General features: G+C 66.9%; 15 protein-coding genes. 5 read left to right on the top strand and 10 right to left on the bottom strand.

Annotation, left to right across the window (positions count from 1 at the left end):
• Window positions 1-1,766 precede the first annotated feature (1,766 nt).
• Window positions 1,767-1,997, top strand: coding sequence for a hypothetical protein (locus tag G5C62_RS02965; protein ID WP_241175671.1), 231 nt, complete (start codon window positions 1,767-1,769; stop codon window positions 1,995-1,997).
• Here G5C62_RS02965 and G5C62_RS02960 read toward each other — a convergent pair.
• The 3 genes from G5C62_RS02960 to G5C62_RS02950 form a co-directional block, all read right to left on the bottom strand.
• Entirely contained in the window at window positions 1,994-2,548 is a 555-nt protein-coding gene (locus tag G5C62_RS02960; RefSeq protein ID WP_164699940.1) for a hypothetical protein, read from the bottom strand. The genes G5C62_RS02965 and G5C62_RS02960 overlap by 4 nt on opposite strands.
• 158 nt (window positions 2,549-2,706) lie before the next feature.
• On the bottom strand, window positions 2,707-3,597 hold the full coding sequence (locus G5C62_RS02955; RefSeq protein ID WP_164699939.1) for a hypothetical protein: 891 nt from the start codon (window positions 3,595-3,597) through the stop codon (window positions 2,707-2,709).
• A 232-nt stretch (window positions 3,598-3,829) separates the two neighbouring features.
• A complete protein-coding gene (locus tag G5C62_RS02950) occupies window positions 3,830-4,684 on the bottom strand; it encodes a phage major capsid protein (RefSeq protein WP_164699938.1) in 855 nt (284 codons plus the stop codon).
• Between the two features lie 311 nt (window positions 4,685-4,995).
• Here G5C62_RS02950 and G5C62_RS02945 point away from each other — a divergent pair, with 311 nt between their 5' ends.
• Both G5C62_RS02945 and G5C62_RS02940 read left to right on the top strand, forming a co-directional pair.
• Window positions 4,996-5,883, top strand: a complete 888-nt coding sequence (locus tag G5C62_RS02945) for a hypothetical protein (RefSeq protein WP_164699937.1) — start codon at window positions 4,996-4,998, stop codon at window positions 5,881-5,883.
• 636 nt (window positions 5,884-6,519) lie between these two features.
• Window positions 6,520-7,197, top strand: a complete 678-nt coding sequence (locus G5C62_RS02940; protein ID WP_164699936.1) for a hypothetical protein — start codon at window positions 6,520-6,522, stop codon at window positions 7,195-7,197.
• A gap of 152 nt (window positions 7,198-7,349) precedes the next feature.
• On the opposite strand, the gene G5C62_RS02935 is transcribed toward G5C62_RS02940, so the two are convergent.
• The 6 genes from G5C62_RS02935 to G5C62_RS02910 all read right to left on the bottom strand — a co-directional run bounded on the left by G5C62_RS02935 (window position 7,350) and on the right by G5C62_RS02910 (window position 13,143).
• Window positions 7,350-8,597: a hypothetical protein gene (locus G5C62_RS02935; RefSeq protein WP_164699935.1), complete on the bottom strand. Its 1,248-nt coding sequence runs from the start codon at window positions 8,595-8,597 to the stop codon at window positions 7,350-7,352.
• A gap of 714 nt (window positions 8,598-9,311) precedes the next feature.
• The gene (locus G5C62_RS02930) at window positions 9,312-9,596 is read right to left on the bottom strand and encodes a hypothetical protein (RefSeq protein WP_164699922.1); all 285 of its coding nucleotides are present in this window, start codon (window positions 9,594-9,596) and stop codon (window positions 9,312-9,314) included.
• A gap of 771 nt (window positions 9,597-10,367) precedes the next feature.
• Window positions 10,368-10,577 (bottom strand): helix-turn-helix domain-containing protein, encoded by a 210-nt coding sequence (locus G5C62_RS02925; RefSeq protein WP_206330445.1) that lies wholly within the window; start codon window positions 10,575-10,577, stop codon window positions 10,368-10,370.
• Complete coding sequence (locus G5C62_RS02920) at window positions 10,574-10,909, bottom strand: helix-turn-helix domain-containing protein (RefSeq protein ID WP_164699934.1); 336 nt, start codon at window positions 10,907-10,909, stop codon at window positions 10,574-10,576. The genes G5C62_RS02925 and G5C62_RS02920 overlap by 4 nt, the downstream gene beginning before the upstream one ends.
• A 718-nt stretch (window positions 10,910-11,627) precedes the next feature.
• The gene (locus G5C62_RS02915; RefSeq protein ID WP_036336483.1) at window positions 11,628-11,807 is read right to left on the bottom strand and encodes a hypothetical protein; all 180 of its coding nucleotides are present in this window, start codon (window positions 11,805-11,807) and stop codon (window positions 11,628-11,630) included.
• Window positions 11,808-11,985: 178 nt separating this feature from the next.
• Window positions 11,986-13,143, bottom strand: a complete 1,158-nt coding sequence (locus G5C62_RS02910) for a hypothetical protein (protein WP_164699933.1) — start codon at window positions 13,141-13,143, stop codon at window positions 11,986-11,988.
• Window positions 13,144-13,400: 257 nt separating this feature from the next.
• On the opposite strand from G5C62_RS02910, the gene G5C62_RS02905 reads away from it, so the two are divergent.
• A complete protein-coding gene (locus G5C62_RS02905) occupies window positions 13,401-13,823 on the top strand; it encodes a hypothetical protein (protein WP_164699932.1) in 423 nt (140 codons plus the stop codon).
• Between the two features lie 150 nt (window positions 13,824-13,973).
• Here the strand turns inward: G5C62_RS02905 and G5C62_RS02900 are convergent, their stop codons facing one another.
• Window positions 13,974-15,026 (bottom strand): LLM class flavin-dependent oxidoreductase, encoded by a 1,053-nt coding sequence (locus tag G5C62_RS02900; RefSeq protein WP_241175670.1) that lies wholly within the window; start codon window positions 15,024-15,026, stop codon window positions 13,974-13,976.
• A 131-nt stretch (window positions 15,027-15,157) separates the two neighbouring features.
• On the opposite strand from G5C62_RS02900, the gene G5C62_RS02895 reads away from it, so the two are divergent.
• Window positions 15,158-15,460: a DUF427 domain-containing protein gene (locus tag G5C62_RS02895; protein WP_036336479.1), complete on the top strand. Its 303-nt coding sequence runs from the start codon at window positions 15,158-15,160 to the stop codon at window positions 15,458-15,460.
• Window positions 15,461-15,465: the final 5 nt, after the last annotated feature.

Raw genomic sequence — 15,465 nt, 5'->3', positions numbered from 1 at the left:
CCTGCGGCTCTGCCTCTGGTGCTGGCCCCGCCCTTGGTGAGGGCCCTACCCTGGTGCTGGCGCCGCGCCGGCCCTGCGCTGGCTGCTGGCCGGCGGATCGACATGTCCACCCCGTTCGTCGACGCGATGCTGCCCGACGGCTCTCGGCTCCACGTCGTGATGCCCTTGGTCAAGCGGCTAGCAGGCAGAGGGAGTAGCCGCAGTACTGTGTCAAGAGATGGGAACGAGCCACGCCTTACCGGGCCGCCGAAGTCGTGGCCTGCTAGCGTTCGCCATCGACTTTCGGGGGGGTTGAGGACCGCATGGCGTCAGATCGGCAGCGCAGTGGCGATGCCTGGGTGAGTCGCGCGGCCGCCGGATCTCGAGCCGCCCGCAAGCGCATCAGAGGCCGCAGGCAGAAGGTTCCCGCTGCTATGCGCGTGTCTAGATTCGTCGCCGCCTCCGAGGTTGCGGGCCATCAGCGCTTGAGGCTGGAAGACGTTGACCTGCGCATAGACGTGCGCCGACCAGGCGTGTACAAATACCCGCCTGCTTTCAAGCGCGCGAAGCGAACCGAAGACTTCTTCGACACTCTTGCTTCGCTGTCCCCGGTAAGGGGAGCACTGTCGTACGAAGAGGCCGTGGCTGTTCGCGCGAAAAGCAAGTAGACGCGGACCTAGCATGCTCGTATTGTCTGCCGATTGTATATATGAACTTTTAGTTGCTGGTCCTCTATCCCGACCGGTGGCAGATCAGCTTGCTTTGGCGCGCAACGACTACTTGGCGCCGCCCAACCTGTACATCGACGTGCTTGAGCTGCTTCTGAGCAACCTGGCTGTGGGCGTCTTCACGGTATCCGGCGAAGTCGAGCAACGCATGCGAGTGTTTGACCGTCTGCCACTCAAGGTGGTGAGTGGGTCACGCCTGGTTAGACACTATCTGGACCTTTATCATCAGGGCCTCCCCAGCTCGGATGTTCTCTGCATCTGTGCGGCCTTGACGCGATCGGCTCCGCTCTTGACCACGCGCGGCGACTTAGCGCAAACGGCCCGAGAGCTGGGTGTTCGAGTGATACATATTTCCTAGCCCCGACTGCTGATGAGAGGGCGCGACAGGCGTGGCGGATACAACTGTGGGCGAAAGTGAAGAGTCGAGTCAGCGTGCCCATACGCGCGGGCTTGGCGACATGAACCCGTGGGTAGCCGCCCTGATCGCCCTAGCTATAACAAGTTTGTTCGCTTACGCGATCGTCGTAGCTATCCACGCGTCGGACACTGCGCCAATTCCAGCAGATCCCAGTGCCGGCACTGACGGTTACGATGCTTTTGCGCGCATCATTCAAGTAATTGGACTGGTTACGCCCGTCTTGACCACTATCCTCGGCTTCTACTTTGGGGTTAGGGCGGGCGCTGGTGGCCGGGAAGCGGCCGAGACGCGTGCTGTTCAGGCCGAAGATAGCGCTCGCGTCGCAACCGGTAGTGCGGCTAGAGTCCGCCAGGCCCTAACCGCTATGGACGCTGCCCTCGCGGGTAGCGACCAAGCCGAAGAGATTAGACGTGAAGTTCGGGAAACGTACCCGGACGCTTTCGATTTGCAAAGTTGGCTCGGATCTGTGCGGGACATCTCGCCACCTACAGGCCGCTGAGGGCTAGGCGCAACGTCCAAACTGTCCGTGGCAGACGCCATTTGATCGTAGGGGGGACTGCCCGAGCCGCTAGGAGCTGCACTGCTCTCCGACGGCTACGTCCCACTGATAGGCCACGGCGGAAACATAGGCTGGGGCCGGAGTGCCGCTGGTCGAGGGGCTGCAGCAACTGGCCGACCGCACCTCACTCGATCCGCTGGCCCGGTTCGTCGACGGCCTGATCGTGGCCATCGAACGCGGCACCCCGCTGGCCGAGGTGCTGCGGGTCCAGGCCGCCGACGTCCGGGAAGCCGGCAAACGCCGGCTACTGGAAGCAGGCGGGCGCAAGGAGATCCCGATGATGGTCGCAAACGTGAGGCGATCACCTTCCTAAGCGGGCTGTGCCTTCCCGGTGGTGACCTCTCGGCTCCTGGACTTCCTCAGCCTCCGCCACTCGCCGATCTCGCGCCGCCCCTGACGAACGACCGACTCGGCCCCCACCGAGGCAATCGGATACAAGAGGCCGAACCCCGCCAGCGCGGTGGCACCGGCTCCGCTCAAGAGGAGTCGGCCGTCTGTCCGCGCCTCGGTGGCTTGGGTCGCGGCATATGCGGCGAGGGCCGTACTGGCTGCTACGGCTGCCTCCGCTTGCTCGGGCGGCACCGGGGGAAAAGTAGGAAGAGACTCAGCGCCGCCCGCGAACTCCAACACGTCCGGAGGTACGGCTGGGTAGCCGTCTAGGTTCGCCCCACCATCGGCTAGGGCATGAGCGACAGCGACCGCCGCGTTCTGGCGGTGGACGTCAGCAAGTTTGTAGTAGTCCGACGCCGACGAGTTCCACATCGTCGCTAGTACCAGCAGTACGGCACCAGCAGCGGCCTTGAGGACCATGTCGCCCCACCGGCGAGGGGCATCGGGTCGGCTGGAGGAGTCGGTCTCGGTCATGGTCGGCAGCCTTCCCTGAGCTACCGACAGAACTGCTGAGGGCATGAGCAGTTCCGAGCGACCTCAGGACGGTCTGCCCTGCGGTGGAGAGTCAGGCCCTTCTGGTGCGGACTCCATCACGCGTGCGTGATGGCTGACACCAGGCTCGACGGTATGGCTTACTCGCTTTCGGGAGGGAATATCTCCGTCGTTCCGGGAGGGGCCGTATATGGGGGTTGCGGCAAGGGGTGGTTCAACGATGGATATTTTGCGTCATCCAAGTCCGGTGGCGGGTATGCGCAGAACAGTTGGTCGCCCACGAGTTCTCCATAGATATTCCGCCGCAAACTTCCTGTAGATGTGGTCACGAAGAAGCTGGGCTGGTCATCGATGGCATCCAACCCGTGGGGCAACGCCTCTAGTCCGACAAGCCCAGGGATTTCGGAGTCCTTAGATGCGAGCACAACGCGCAGGCGTTTGACCGCCTGAGTGTTGGGATGAACCAGGTCGATACGCATGGACCCATCCGATGTGCGGTAAACGAATTCTCGCCACCGCACCGGAAGGTAGTACCCCACTATGCTGAGGCCGTCGATACCTCCGCTCCGAAGGTGCTCAATGTCTTCTTCGTCGAAGATGACTGTCCTCGTTCGCCCTCTACTCGCCCGCCCACAAGCGAGAGCGTCGGAGAAACCCAGCTGAAACGATGGGCCGAATGCGGGGTTTGTCAATCTCCAGGAGTGAACGCCCATACCCTTGGGGCGACCCTGCTCATCCCGACCCGAGCGGACACCCTGTCCAGAGAATTGCAAAAAGCCGTCGGGGTGGTGTGACAACTTGAGTCGTCGATCGTCGTCGTCGAGAACTGCAATATCTTCAGAGTCGGTCAGCCGAAATTGCCCCTCAGGCTTTGCATAGTTCACAGTCATCCTGGCTGCGATTGCGCGATTCAGTGGGTGATACGGCGCGGTGACGTAGTACGAGCCGTCGCCGCCAAAGAAGATCTTGAAGAGATCTACTGTCTTGCCACCAATGCGATAGGCGATGGTGTAATCGATGGTGCGGGCCATCGAGCTCGCCCCCCCTTATAGAGCTGCTGGACCCAGACCCTACCGATATAGCAGAGCCCGCCAGAGGCGGCACTGCCTCCGGCGGGCTCCGTCATGTTCTCGCCCCCGCGCTGGCACGGCCTACGGCCTGAAGAATCCGATCGTGGGCCGTCCATCGCTCCGGCGAGCGGCCTGTCCCGTCGGCGAGGTCAGGTCCCGGTGGCGTTGACGCTGGACCAGGTGGTCAGTCGGGTCAGGCTCCGACGGTGATCCGGACGACGGCGGCAGGGTGCGCCCAGCCGAGCCCGGCCCGCAGGATCCCGCGCACGGCAGTGCGGTCGGAGGTGAAGAACGGCGACGGGTCCACGGTCACCGTGGCGTCCTCGCGGAGCACCACGTAGTTCCGGGAGCCGTCGAGCGCCCAGACGTGGCCCGCCGTGACCGCCGGGGAGACCAACAGCGGCACCCCGAGGATCTGCCGTCGAGACGGCTGGGTGGGGTCCTGTCCCAGCAGCGGCGTGTTCAGCGCCGTCCCGCCGTTCAGCGTGGCCAGGGCCAGGGCGTCGGTCGGGTTGGCCACGAACGCGGTCACGGTGGCCCCGACGTTCTCGGCGAGGGCCTGCGCCTCGGCGAACGGGTCGAGGTCGGCGAACGCGGTCCCGGCGGCGACGGTCTGGACGTTCCCGGCCGTCGTCGGCAGGGCCTCCAGCCCGGCCGGTGCCGGTGCCGCCAGGTTGCCGAAAAACGCGGCTTCGAGCTTGCGGGCGATGTCCCGAGCGAGACCGTCCCCGACGACCTGGGCGGCCTCCGGGGAGCTGTCGGCGGCCAGCTCGTTGGTGATGATCGTCAGCCCGGCGAGCTTGCTGGGGCTGACGTCCAGCTCTGCGATCGTGGCGTCGGAGACCGCGATCTCCGCACCCTCGACCACCCAGGCGGCGACGGGGTCGTGGTTGACCATGGGGATCCGCAGGGTCGTGCTGGTGGTGCGGACGACGGTGGTGACCTCGGGGCGGGTCGCCAAGGACAGGGCCAGCACGGGCTTGACGAGCAGATCGGCGACCTGCTCGGGGCGCAGCAGGGCAGCGCCGGTGGACGTGGATGCAGTCATGGAAGTGGCTCCGCTGGAGTCGATGAGGACTCCTGGGGGCCACAGACCCACTCAGGTCGCGCCGCTGGCGCGTGAGTGCTGATCCGGCGGCGAGCCACGGGCTGCGGCGACGGATTAGCTGAAGATGATCATGCCACGTTCGAAGCGAGCACACCAACATATTCGCGGAATCGCCGCGCAAATCATCGCAGCCTCCTGCACCGGCGCGTCTACCCTCGCCGACTGTGACTCATCCTCCGGCAAGCTTCGCTTTCCGCCTGCGCTTCAAGCCGCGAGGCGTATTCCCTTTTGCGCACGAGGAGCACGAAGTAGTGCTACATGAGGCCGTCGACGTGGTAGTCAAGCTGCGCGCAGTGGGCTCCTCGACGATCGGCGACTCAAAATGGCTAGCGCTCTACGGAGAGAGGTATTCGTCTGAGGACGAGGCGGCGAGCGCGGGGAATCACTGGAGGGACGCCTTCGAGCGAGCGCTCGCCGCGTTCCGCGTTGCAGCCGACTTCGGTGAGCGGAACACTGATGGTTGGCTCCATCCCAGAATGCTAGCGATTGCCTCTGAGGCTTCCGGAGGGCCAGTCCTCAATGACGTACACGGCCTCATGGTCATACCCGCAGACCAGAACGTGTCGCTCTTCCGCGGCTCGGCGTCTGGCTTTGCGACGCAGTCCGTCGAGGCACTGCGACTAACGCTTGCCAGCGGCCTCAACAGGCGAAGGCACGCTCAGCAAAGGCTCGCATTTGATCTCTACAGCGCTGGCCTGATGGCACAGTCGGTAGACGCAAAATTCCTTCTACTCATCGCCGCCGTGGAATCCCTAATGACAGAATTCAACCGGGCGGCGGAAGTGCAGATTCTTGTTGACGCACTTGTCTTGAAAGTTACCCAGGCGACCATCGACGCGGTCGAAAAGGAGCGTCTAACGTCAGCTGTGTCCCGATTGAAGGTCGCCTCATTTGGCCAGCAAGGCACGCAGCTCGCCCTTTCTCTAGGCGACCGGGAGTATGCGGGCGATTCTGCGGTGAAGTTTTTCAAGCGGTGCTATCGCATCCGGGGACGTGTCACACATGGAAGCGCGACAAGGCCCTCCCAAGAAGACTTGACGGCTATCACGGGTGGGCTGACGCAATTCGTGGGTGATCTGTTGGCCGGGCCAGACCTCGTTGATGAGCTGATCGACCGGGGACGCAACGCGCGGCCCTGACCCAGCATCGCCACGTCCGGCATGAGCCGAGCCACCGACCGGTAACCCTCGGATTGATCACCGGCCGGTGGTTACCTCGTCACCGTGAGCGCAGCACCTGCCCCCATGACGTGCCACTGCCGCTGTCGACCGGTGTCCGGCGGCCCTGGCCAAAGCTGGTCCCGCGCGGGGCGGCCTGAGCAGGTAGGGCTTGGAGTCGCCCAGGGCGGCGACAATCCCGAGCCGCGCAGCCGTGCGTCGCGCAGAGCCCGGACGGCGGCATGAGGTCTGGTGCGTCTGCTGGCCCTGGCCCTGGCTGGCCGCCTCGCGTTGCGGCGGCGCTTGACCTGGCCGCGCGTGGTCGCTGCATGGCCCGTGCGCCCGCTGTGCTGGCCGTGAGCGTCCGCCTGAGCGTTGCCGGGTATCAGTTTGGTGGGCCGCTGCTGCCAGCCCCTCAGATCGCCGTACCTGACCCCGGTGGAATGGCTGCCCAGTACCCCTGGGGGTAGCACCCCCTGGGCACTCAGGGGCCTCATCGCCGGGTCTTAGCAGCCGGGGTGTTGCCACGGTATTGGGGCCAGTGAGGTGGATTCAACTGGCCGTGAAAGCTGCCTCCCGGCAACCGGATTCCGTCAACTGAACCAGTAGGCTCGCCTTGTGCTCGAACGGGTCAAGCGCCACGGACTCATCCCGACTGCCCTGGCCGTCGGCAGCGCCACCTTTCTATCCGACGTTCCCGAGTTTTGGCCGCTCGGTCAGGAGATCGGCATTGCAGTTATGGGGCTCGGCTACTCCTACATTGCGGCCCACATCTTCAACTGGCTGGTTGTCGAGCGTCCTCGGGCGGAAGAGTACCGCGCCCACTACAGGGCGTCGGTGCTCAGTCTTCACCGTCTCGCCACCGTCCCCCCCATCATGATTTACGCGGTCTTCGCCGAAAGCGGGATGGCGCAGAACAAATGGGAGGCCGATAGCCCCGAAGAGATTGCAGACGCTTTGAAGCGCATCGATTGGGGATACTTTGACGTGCATAGTCACGACCTATTCGCGTCCATGCGCAGAGCGATCGAGCAGCATCGGGAAGCCTATAAGGCCGTTATTCCCTTCCTGAGTAAGTTCGAGCCGCGAGTGTCTGCGGCCATAGCTAGGCTCGACTCAGCCGGCATTCATGAATACTTAAGAGATGTCGAGGCGGCTCCTAGGTTCATGACTGACGCGGGCAATCAAATTTTCCTCGCGCGCAAACTCTTCGAGTATCAGCATCTCGGCGACGAATTGCGGAACGCTCTGGGCGACTCCCGGTTCATGCCAGGTCGGCAACAATCGCCCAAGTGACCAGCTCGCCCCTTGGTTGCGGTGCGCTGTCCCGCGTCGTGTAGCTCCCTAGATCTGGCTTGCTCATTAGCTTGGCGAGGGTCGGTCGCGTCATCCCAGGGTGCTCGGCGGGGCGCTATCGGAGCCGCCCCGCCGAGCATCGCCGACTCTGGTCAGCCGATGCGGTAAGTGATGCCGAAGTGAGCCGTCACGGTGAACGGGTCAGGGTCGGCGAACCGCCGAGCCAGGTCGGGGGCATCAACCGACAGGTGATCGATAGCGGCGACCCGCCCCAGGTCGTCGGCCATGTTGCCGACCTGCTTCCGAACGGCCTCCTTCATCATCTCGACCACGGGCTGACCCATCAGCATCTTGTCCGGCCACACCTTGCAGACAATCTCAACCGTCATGCGCCGGTCACCCTTGCCCCGTGAATGGGCCAGCACCTTGTAGCTCATTCCCTCCGACTTGGCCGCGCCCTCGACCGGCTCGTAGCTCAGACGCACGCCGTCGCGCTCGCCGCTGTACGTGACAGCGTTCCGGAGGACATTCCGAACGACATTGGCGTACAGGGAAACCTGTCCGTCAGTCGGCTCGGCGTCGAGCGTCGGAACGGCCATGAATGCGCGCGTGACGTTGACGGCAGTCGGGTCCTCGAAGTAGGTGCCGTACTTCTGGCTGGGCCACGGGTCGATCTGAACGCTGTAGTTCCGCGCCCGACATGCCTTCTGAATGGCATCAGCGTTCAGCGGAGCATGGAGAGCCCCCCGGTAATAGGTCAGGAAGAGCTTGGCGGACAGAATGCCCGCCTTGTTCACTCCGGCCTTCTCCTGCACGATGAACAACACCGGGGAACCGTCGTCGTTGGGCTTGGTGTCAGCCTTGATGGTCACGACCTGCACGAGCAGCTCACCGCCGTAGACGTCGGCCAGGACGTTGGCGAACAGCTCGGCAACCGTGGTGTCGTCGTTGATGAGGGCACGCTCGGCACGCTTGACGTTGTTCTCGCAGCCCGTGACCAGTAGGGCGGCGACGTCCTGGGCAGCGTGGACGTCCAGCCACCGCCCCTTGTGGTTGGCGAAGTCGGAGAGGCTGGCCTGTCCGCTGGCGAGGAAGGCGCTCAGCTCCTCGGTGGCGGTCTGGCACTGGTCGTTCAGGGTGAGGGCTTGGGCGTGGGTGGCCTTCTCCTGGGCCAGTGCACGCCGGGACAGCTCGGCGGCGGTGGGTTCAGCGGGCTTGGTGGTCGTCGTCATGGTGGGTTCCTCACTGGTGACCTGACCCGTGGGGGTTTCAGTCGTCGTCTCCGCGTCGGCGGAATGGTTATCGGTGGTGTTGTTGGTCTGGCTGTTGTTGGGCTTGGTCTTGCGATTGCGTGCGGAGGCCGGCGTCGTGTTGATTGCGCCGGGATGTGGCTCGGGCATTGCTTCCTTCCTGAGGGCCTGCCCGTTTCCGGGCAGGCCGAAGAGACCTGCGGACAGGCAGGTGTGTGTGATGGGGTTGGGGCATCGGCGCAGTGGTCTCACAGAGACCGCCCATGCCTCTAACTGGAGATGGTGGGCGCGGAGCACCCCTCAGTCCCTAACTCGTATTGCCGTTGAGATCAGGTCTGGCGGGCGCGGAGCGCCCCCAGTGATTGACCTGAGCCTGTCTTTCCTTATGGCTGGGCATGGTGGGCGCGGAGCGCCCCTCAGTCCCTAGCTCCTATTGCCGTTGAGATCAGGTCGGGTGGGCGCGGAGCGCCCCTCACCCGTAACTCCTTTCGCCGTTGAGATCAGGTCTGGTGGGCGCGGAGCGCCCCTCACCCGTAACTCCTTTCGCCGTTGAGACCAGGTCTGGTGGGCGCGGAGCGCCCCTCAGTCCCTAACTCCTATTGCCGTTGAGATCAGGTCTGGTGGGCGCGGAGCCCCCCAGTGATTGACCTGAGCCTGTCTTTCCTTGTGGCTAGGCATGGTGGGCGGGGAGCGCCCCTCACCACAAACTCCTTTCACCGTTGCCTAGATGATCTATAAGAGGAGAGGCCCTGAGATCCCCGGAATTCCGGGAGTTTCCGGACTGCCATTTGGTCTGTAGGGCCAAGCGACTTGGCCTCACGGGCCAACTTCCGACTCATTCGTTGGCCTGTAGGGCCAACTTCGTCAGTCGTGCACGGCGCACGGAGCTGGCGATCCCCACGACTTCTGGAAGACGTGACGACTGAGGACCAGACAGCGCACCGTGGACTCGTCGGTGATGTAGCCGAGTCGTTTCGCGGCCTTGATGGCGTCCGACACGCTGTCTCGTCGGGCCGGTCGCACTTCGCCCGTCGTGACGTCGATGGAGCCGAGCACGTCGGCCAGCTCGCCGGAACGGAAGCGGGCATGACCATTCCGGTCGTGCTGTCCCATTGCGGCGAACAGGACCCGGACGGCGAGCGGAGTCACCGCACCGTCCTTGGCCCACCGAGTCATCTCCTGCTGGGCATAGGCCCCCCACTCCGAGCCCGTAGCGAAGGTGATGCCGCGTTGGGGTGGACTCACCGTTGAGCCTTGGCCATGCGCGCGGCTGCCTCGGCGAAGGTCACCCGGCTCCGGTCGCCCGCCTGTTCGACCACGGGCGAGGCGTCCTCGCCGGTCTCCCTCCACACCCGACGACGCGGGGTCGCCCTACCTCCCATCAGGGCATCCGAGGGGACGTAGGCCCGGGAGTGGACCGTCCACGTCCCATCCCGACGGCGCTCGACCGAGATGGGCACCGGGTGACCGCCGGACCCAAAGTCAGCTTCGATGCTGAACACGGCACCGGCAGGCGCTCCCTCGACGTCGGCCCTGGTGAGCACCAGGTCATGGCCTGGCATGACGTCGACCCACCGAGTCAGGTTCCACGGACGGGCGGCTCCCTGATCGGCGGTCATGCGGCCCACTGCCCGCCCGTGAGTGACCGCCTGGGCTCTGTCGGGTCCGAGGACACCGAGACGTCCGTGGCGGTCATTTCAGATGCGCTGACGGGCTCACCTGTGCGCCAGCCGTTCACGGCCGGAGTGGGCAGCGCGGCCACCTTGGCACGACACGAACCGCACGGCGGGTGGACGACGCTGTACCCACACTGAGCCGCCCACGCGGCCTGAGCCGCGCACGGGTGGCAGTCCAAGACGGCGAGCCACCACCGCTTGACCTGCTCCCACCGCTTCGCCTGTCGATGTGACTCTGGTGCGGTCACGCCGCACGCCCGCTCTGGACAAGGCGGGCCTGCACGAAGCGAGCCAGCTCCTGCGCGTCGTAGAGAACGATGCCGCCCACCTTGTGGAACGCGAGACCGCGTCCGTTCGGGTGGCATGCCCAGTTCTCCAACGTGCCCACGGACAGCCCCAGGTAGCGGGCAGCCTCGGGACGCCGCACGTACTGGGGCAGGTTCCCGGCGCTCACTGGTCATCACTCGGGAGGACAGCAGCCAGCTCCGGGCCGGACAGCGAGACGACACCGGAGGTCTGCACGCGCCCAGCGGCGACGAACACATCCAGGTCCCGCCGGGAGTACATCACCCGGTGGCCGACGCGGTGGAACGGCGGGCCGATCAGCCGGGCTCGCCACGTGCGGAGGGTGACCTCCGGGGTGAACAGGTAGGCCGCTGCGGCGTCACTGGACAGCCACTCGACCTGGTCGGGGCAGTGGTTCCACCACGGCTGGGCGCATGGCGCAGCCGTCGGGACGGCGGAGATGAACGATGGACCCTCAGGGGTCCGAGATGCGCTGGTCACGCATTCCTCCACAGGAGATGTGGAGGGGAGCTTCCTAGTAGCTAACCGAACCGACGGAGGGCACGCCCAGGGAAACCCCCCTCAATGGATAGGGACCCTGTAGATACAGAGGTCCCGTGGATTGGGGTGGTTTCCGGGCGACTGCACAGTGCCTCCCGCTTCGCGGGCAAGGCAGCGTCGGAGTATTCAGTTAGTTAGGGCGCTTGTCCGACCGTGGTGGAGTCTGCTGCAGAACTAGCGGGGACGGCGCTGCAGCGGTTCGGAACTCGTTGGGACGAAGTTAGCACACGACCACGACTCTGCGTCAACGGGCCGATGCTGTGAGTCACACCGGCCCCAGGGGACACAAGCGCCCCAGAGTGGTCCGCACGCAGGATGTCCACGCCGCCGGTAATACCGCCTTGTTACCCATGGAGTTACCTATGGCGCCGGGAGCCCTTGCCGATCGCCGTGGATCAACGTGGGTGTTGCGAGGGGCAAAGAAGCAGGTCAGATCGGAAGCGGGTGAGCGGATGAGAGTCCGGGGGAAAGCCCGTGGACGTACGGTCTGCGATGCACTTGGTCGCAGGTTCGATCCCTGCCGGGCGCGCCACTGGCTCCCTCGTCCCGGGTGTACGCAGGCGCCGGCTGGCCCGATCAGCCGGCTGGACGCGGTCGGTCGTCGGGGCGCAGACCGCGCACCCCGCCGACCGACTCGGTCGTCGCGACCGGACGACTCCTAGTCGTCGTCCTCTTCCTCCTCGTCGACCGTGCCGCCGTCCTCGACCACGCCGGTGTCCTCGCCGCCCTCCTCGTCACCACCGCAGGCGGTCATGGTGAACGACGCAGCGGCGATGGCGACACCTGCGGCGGCGGAGCGCCACCGGTTGCGGCGTGCGGGCAGGGAGATGCTGGTCATCGTTCTCCTCGTGGTCGATCGGCCAGGGCCGACGTCGGGTGTACGCACGGCCGACATGCCCGGCGTCCCGCGGTGCCAACCCCGGATCACCGCCGTCGTCAGGGAGCGGCGAGGCCCGGGGGACCCGGCACGGGCCGGGCCGGACGGTCAGCCTGCGCAGGGCGTCTCGGCGCCCGTGTCAGGGAAGCGTCCGGAAGGTGCCCGAGGCGACCACCGTCCGGTCCGTCCCGGTCTCCAGCTGGTAGTGGTAGGACCTGTCCGGGGCGAGGCTGCGGGTGATGGACAGCGGGACGACGTCGTTGCTGGTCGTGCGGTAGGTGTAGAAGCCGGTCTGCGAGCCGAACGGTGCGGCGGAGACCCGGAGGGTGGTCCGCGTCGTGTTCGGGGGGACGTACGCGGACACGGTCACGCCGATGCGGCTCGGGGTGACGGTGTGCTCCCACGGCTGCGGGCTGGCCGCGGGCTCGGAACCGGCGCTCGGGGTGGCGTACCGGTTGAGGACCCCCTCGATGATCGTCCCGAACTGACCGTTGCGGGCGTGGCCGACTCCGGCCGGGTGCTCGTGCGACGTCTGGAAACCGCGGTCGGCGTACCAGGCCTCGCCGACCTTGGCCCCATAGGGACCGTTCAGCGAGTTCAGGCCGCCAGGCGCGGACCCGTTCGTGTCGGTGTCCAGCTCGCCGGTGTCCCAGTGCATGTGCACGTTGGCCTTGAGCGACGCGGGGAACGCGTCCGCAGCGACCGCGGGTGCGCCGCCCCCGCCGATCACGATGGTCCCGCCGCCGGTCAAGAGCTCCGAGTGCCGGGGGAACAGGAACCGGGTCATCAGCTGCGCGCCGGTGCTGTACCCGCCCAGCCACACGCGGTCCCGGTCGATGTCGTACTGGCCGTGGACCGAGTCGATCAGCGCGGCGAGGTGGTCGGCGTACCCGGTCGGGTCGCCCCGCTCCCAGCACTGACAGGCGCGGTTGGGGCTGGAGGGCACCAGCAGGACCATGTTGTGCCGCTTCGCCACGGCGACGACCCCGTTGACCCCACCCAGTGAGTAGCTGGCCGACGGGTTCTCGAACCCGTACTCGCCGGTGCCGTCGGCGTAGACGAGCAGCCCGACCGGCTGGGAAGGGTCGATCCCGGCCGCGTACACGTGGTGCTGGGCGGTGTACCCGGCGCCGGTGAACGTCTGGAACGTGCGGTCGGTGAGCGGGCCGCCTGATCCGCCGGTCGGGGCCGCGGCAGCAGGCGTGGCGATGGCGGTGGCGAGCAGCGCGACCAGCGCTGCCAGCACGATGCGGGACGGGCGCACGAGGGCTCCAATCGCGTTGAGGGGTTCGGACATCTCGCCGACGGGGTGCGTGGGCGACCCGTCTGTTGCGCGGCTGATGTCACAGGCCGGTCACAGCCTGCGGGGTCGGCGCGAGGCACGCCCGAGGATGCCGAGAGAGTCTTCTCACCGTTCAGCAGCCGGTTGCTCGCGGCGCCCGGCCACGAGCGAGCGGGTTCGGCCGCCGACGAGCCTCCGACCGCACCGGCTGGGCCGGTCCGTCGTAGCGCGCGCCCCGATGGTCGGTACGTCGGTCGATAGCCTGCCCCGCCATGGGGCTCTTCGGGACGTTCACCTACAGCGACGGCGCCTGGACCAGCCCGGACGCCCGCCGCGAGCGGTACCTGGTCATCGACGTCCACGACAGCGACATCGCGACCATCGACTACCGGCCGACCGGGGACGCCGGTGGCCGGTGCTACCTCGGCTTCCAGCCCCGGGTCTACTTCGAGGACCCGACCGCGAGCGCGCCGGTGGACAACGACGCCGAGGCCCGCGGGCTCGCCCACTGGGCGCTGCTGGCGACCGGGCGGGAGGTGGACCCACAGGACGTGGCCGCCCTCCTGGCGCCGGACGACGAGGACGACGAGCCGGAGGACCTCTTCGTCGAGGAGACCGTGCGGCGTCTGCTCGAGCTCACCGGCGTCCCGGTGCCGGAGGAACTGGCCGAGGAGGCGCTGACCGGCGAGGAGTGAGGAGGCCTCCGGGACGGCCCCGTGGCGAGGTCACGGGCACGGGACCAGATCGCCCTGATCGGTGCCGGGAGGGACACCAACCGCAGCTCTTCGCCGTCGCTGCGGAGCCGGCCCGCACGGGAGTGGCGCCGCGCAGCTGACCGTCGGCCGTCAGCCGGCGGGGCGATCCGACCGGGCGACCCAGCCGATGGCCGGGGCGACGTGCCGGGCCACCGTCTCCAGCAGGTGGGCGTTGTACTCCACGCCCAGCATGTTGGGCACGGTCAGCAGCAGGGTGTCGGCGTCCCGGACGGCGGCGTCCTTGGCCAGCTCCTCGGCCAGCTGGTCGGGCTCGCCGACGTAGCTCTTGCCGAACCGGGCCCGCACGCCGTCCAGGATGCCGACCTGGTCGTCGCCGCCCTGACCCGAGCCGAAGTACTGCCGGTCGAGGTCGCTGGTGATCGGCAGCACGCTGCGGCTGACCGAGACCCGCGGTTCGTGCGCCCAGCCGGCTTCGGCCCAGGCCGCGCGGTAGAGCGCGATCTGCTCGGCCTGCAGCTGGTCGAAGGGCACCCCGGTGTCCTCGGACAGCAGGGTTGAGCTCATCAGGTTCATCCCCTGCTGCGCGGTCCACACCGCGGTCTGCCGGGTGCCCGACCCCCACCAGATCCGCTGCCGCAGCCCCGGGGACTGCGGCTGGACGGCGAGCCGGGCGGACGCCCCGCCGGTCATCCGCGGATCGGCGTCCACGACGGTGGCCCCGCTGATCGCGGTCAGGAACAGCGCCGTCTTCTCCCGGGCGAGGTCGGCGTCGCTGCTGCCCGCCGGCGGCACGTAGCCGAAGGCCTCCGAACCACGCAGGGCCGTCTCCGGTGAGCCGCGGCTGATGCCCAGCTGCAGCCGCTCACCGATGAGCAGGTCGGCGGCCGCGGCCTCCTCGGCCATGTACAGCGGGTTCTCGTACCGCATGTCGATGACGCCGGTGCCCAGCTCGATCCGGCTGGTGCGCATGCCCATGGCGGTCAGCAGCGGGAAGGGCGAGGCGAGCTGCCGGGCGAAGTGGTGCACCCGCACGTGGGCGCCGTCGAGGCCCAGCTCCTCGGCGGCCACCGCCAGCTCGACGCTCTGCACCAGCGCGTCCCGCCCGGTCCGCACCTGCGAGCCGGGGATGGGCTGCCAGTGCCCGAAGGACAGGAAACCGATCCGCTTGTCCACTGCACTCACCTCTCGTCGTCTGCACTGCGGCGAGCGTCGGCGGGGCCGGGGGTGTTCCCGGGAGCCACGGTGGGATGACCCGGAGCGGTGCGCGCGTTGCCGGATGTGTCCAGAGCCACAGCGAACCGAGGAGCAGGCACATGCGCGCGACCGTCGAGGACACCGTCATCGCCGAGGCACCCGAGTCCGAGCTCGTCCGCATCGAGGGCAACTGGTACTTCCCGCCGTCGGCCGTCACGGCCGGCACGCTCACCGAGAGCCCGACGGCCTACACCTGCCCGTGGAAGGGGCCGGCCCAGTACTTCGACGTGGTCACGCCGGAGGGCACCCGCAAGGACGGCGCCTGGAGCTACCCCGACCTCAAGCCGTCCGCGGTGGACCGGGTCGGCAAGGACTTCGCCGGCTACGTCGCCTTCTCCCGAGAGGTCACCATCGCCGAGTGACGGGC

It is taken from the genome of Modestobacter sp. KNN46-3, assembly GCF_011039295.1.
This window is presented reverse-complemented; position numbering and strand designations above follow the sequence as displayed.

Bases quoted from the DNA above. Each gene is read 5' to 3' on its own strand.
- G5C62_RS02955 (WP_164699939.1), bottom strand. From the start codon at position 3,597: ATGGCCCGCACCATCGATTACACCATCGCCTATCGCATTGGTGGCAAG.
- G5C62_RS02905 (WP_164699932.1), top strand. From the start codon at position 13,401: ATGGGGCTCTTCGGGACGTTCACCTACAGCGACGGCGCCTGGACCAGC.
- G5C62_RS02895 (WP_036336479.1), top strand. From the start codon at position 15,158: ATGCGCGCGACCGTCGAGGACACCGTCATCGCCGAGGCACCCGAGTCC.
- G5C62_RS02935 (WP_164699935.1), bottom strand. From the start codon at position 8,597: ATGCCCGAGCCACATCCCGGCGCAATCAACACGACGCCGGCCTCCGCA.
- G5C62_RS02910 (WP_164699933.1), bottom strand. From the start codon at position 13,143: ATGTCCGAACCCCTCAACGCGATTGGAGCCCTCGTGCGCCCGTCCCGC.
- G5C62_RS02915 (WP_036336483.1), bottom strand. From the start codon at position 11,807: ATGACCAGCATCTCCCTGCCCGCACGCCGCAACCGGTGGCGCTCCGCC.
- G5C62_RS02950 (WP_164699938.1), bottom strand. From the start codon at position 4,684: ATGACTGCATCCACGTCCACCGGCGCTGCCCTGCTGCGCCCCGAGCAG.
- G5C62_RS02960 (WP_164699940.1), bottom strand. From the start codon at position 2,548: ATGACCGAGACCGACTCCTCCAGCCGACCCGATGCCCCTCGCCGGTGG.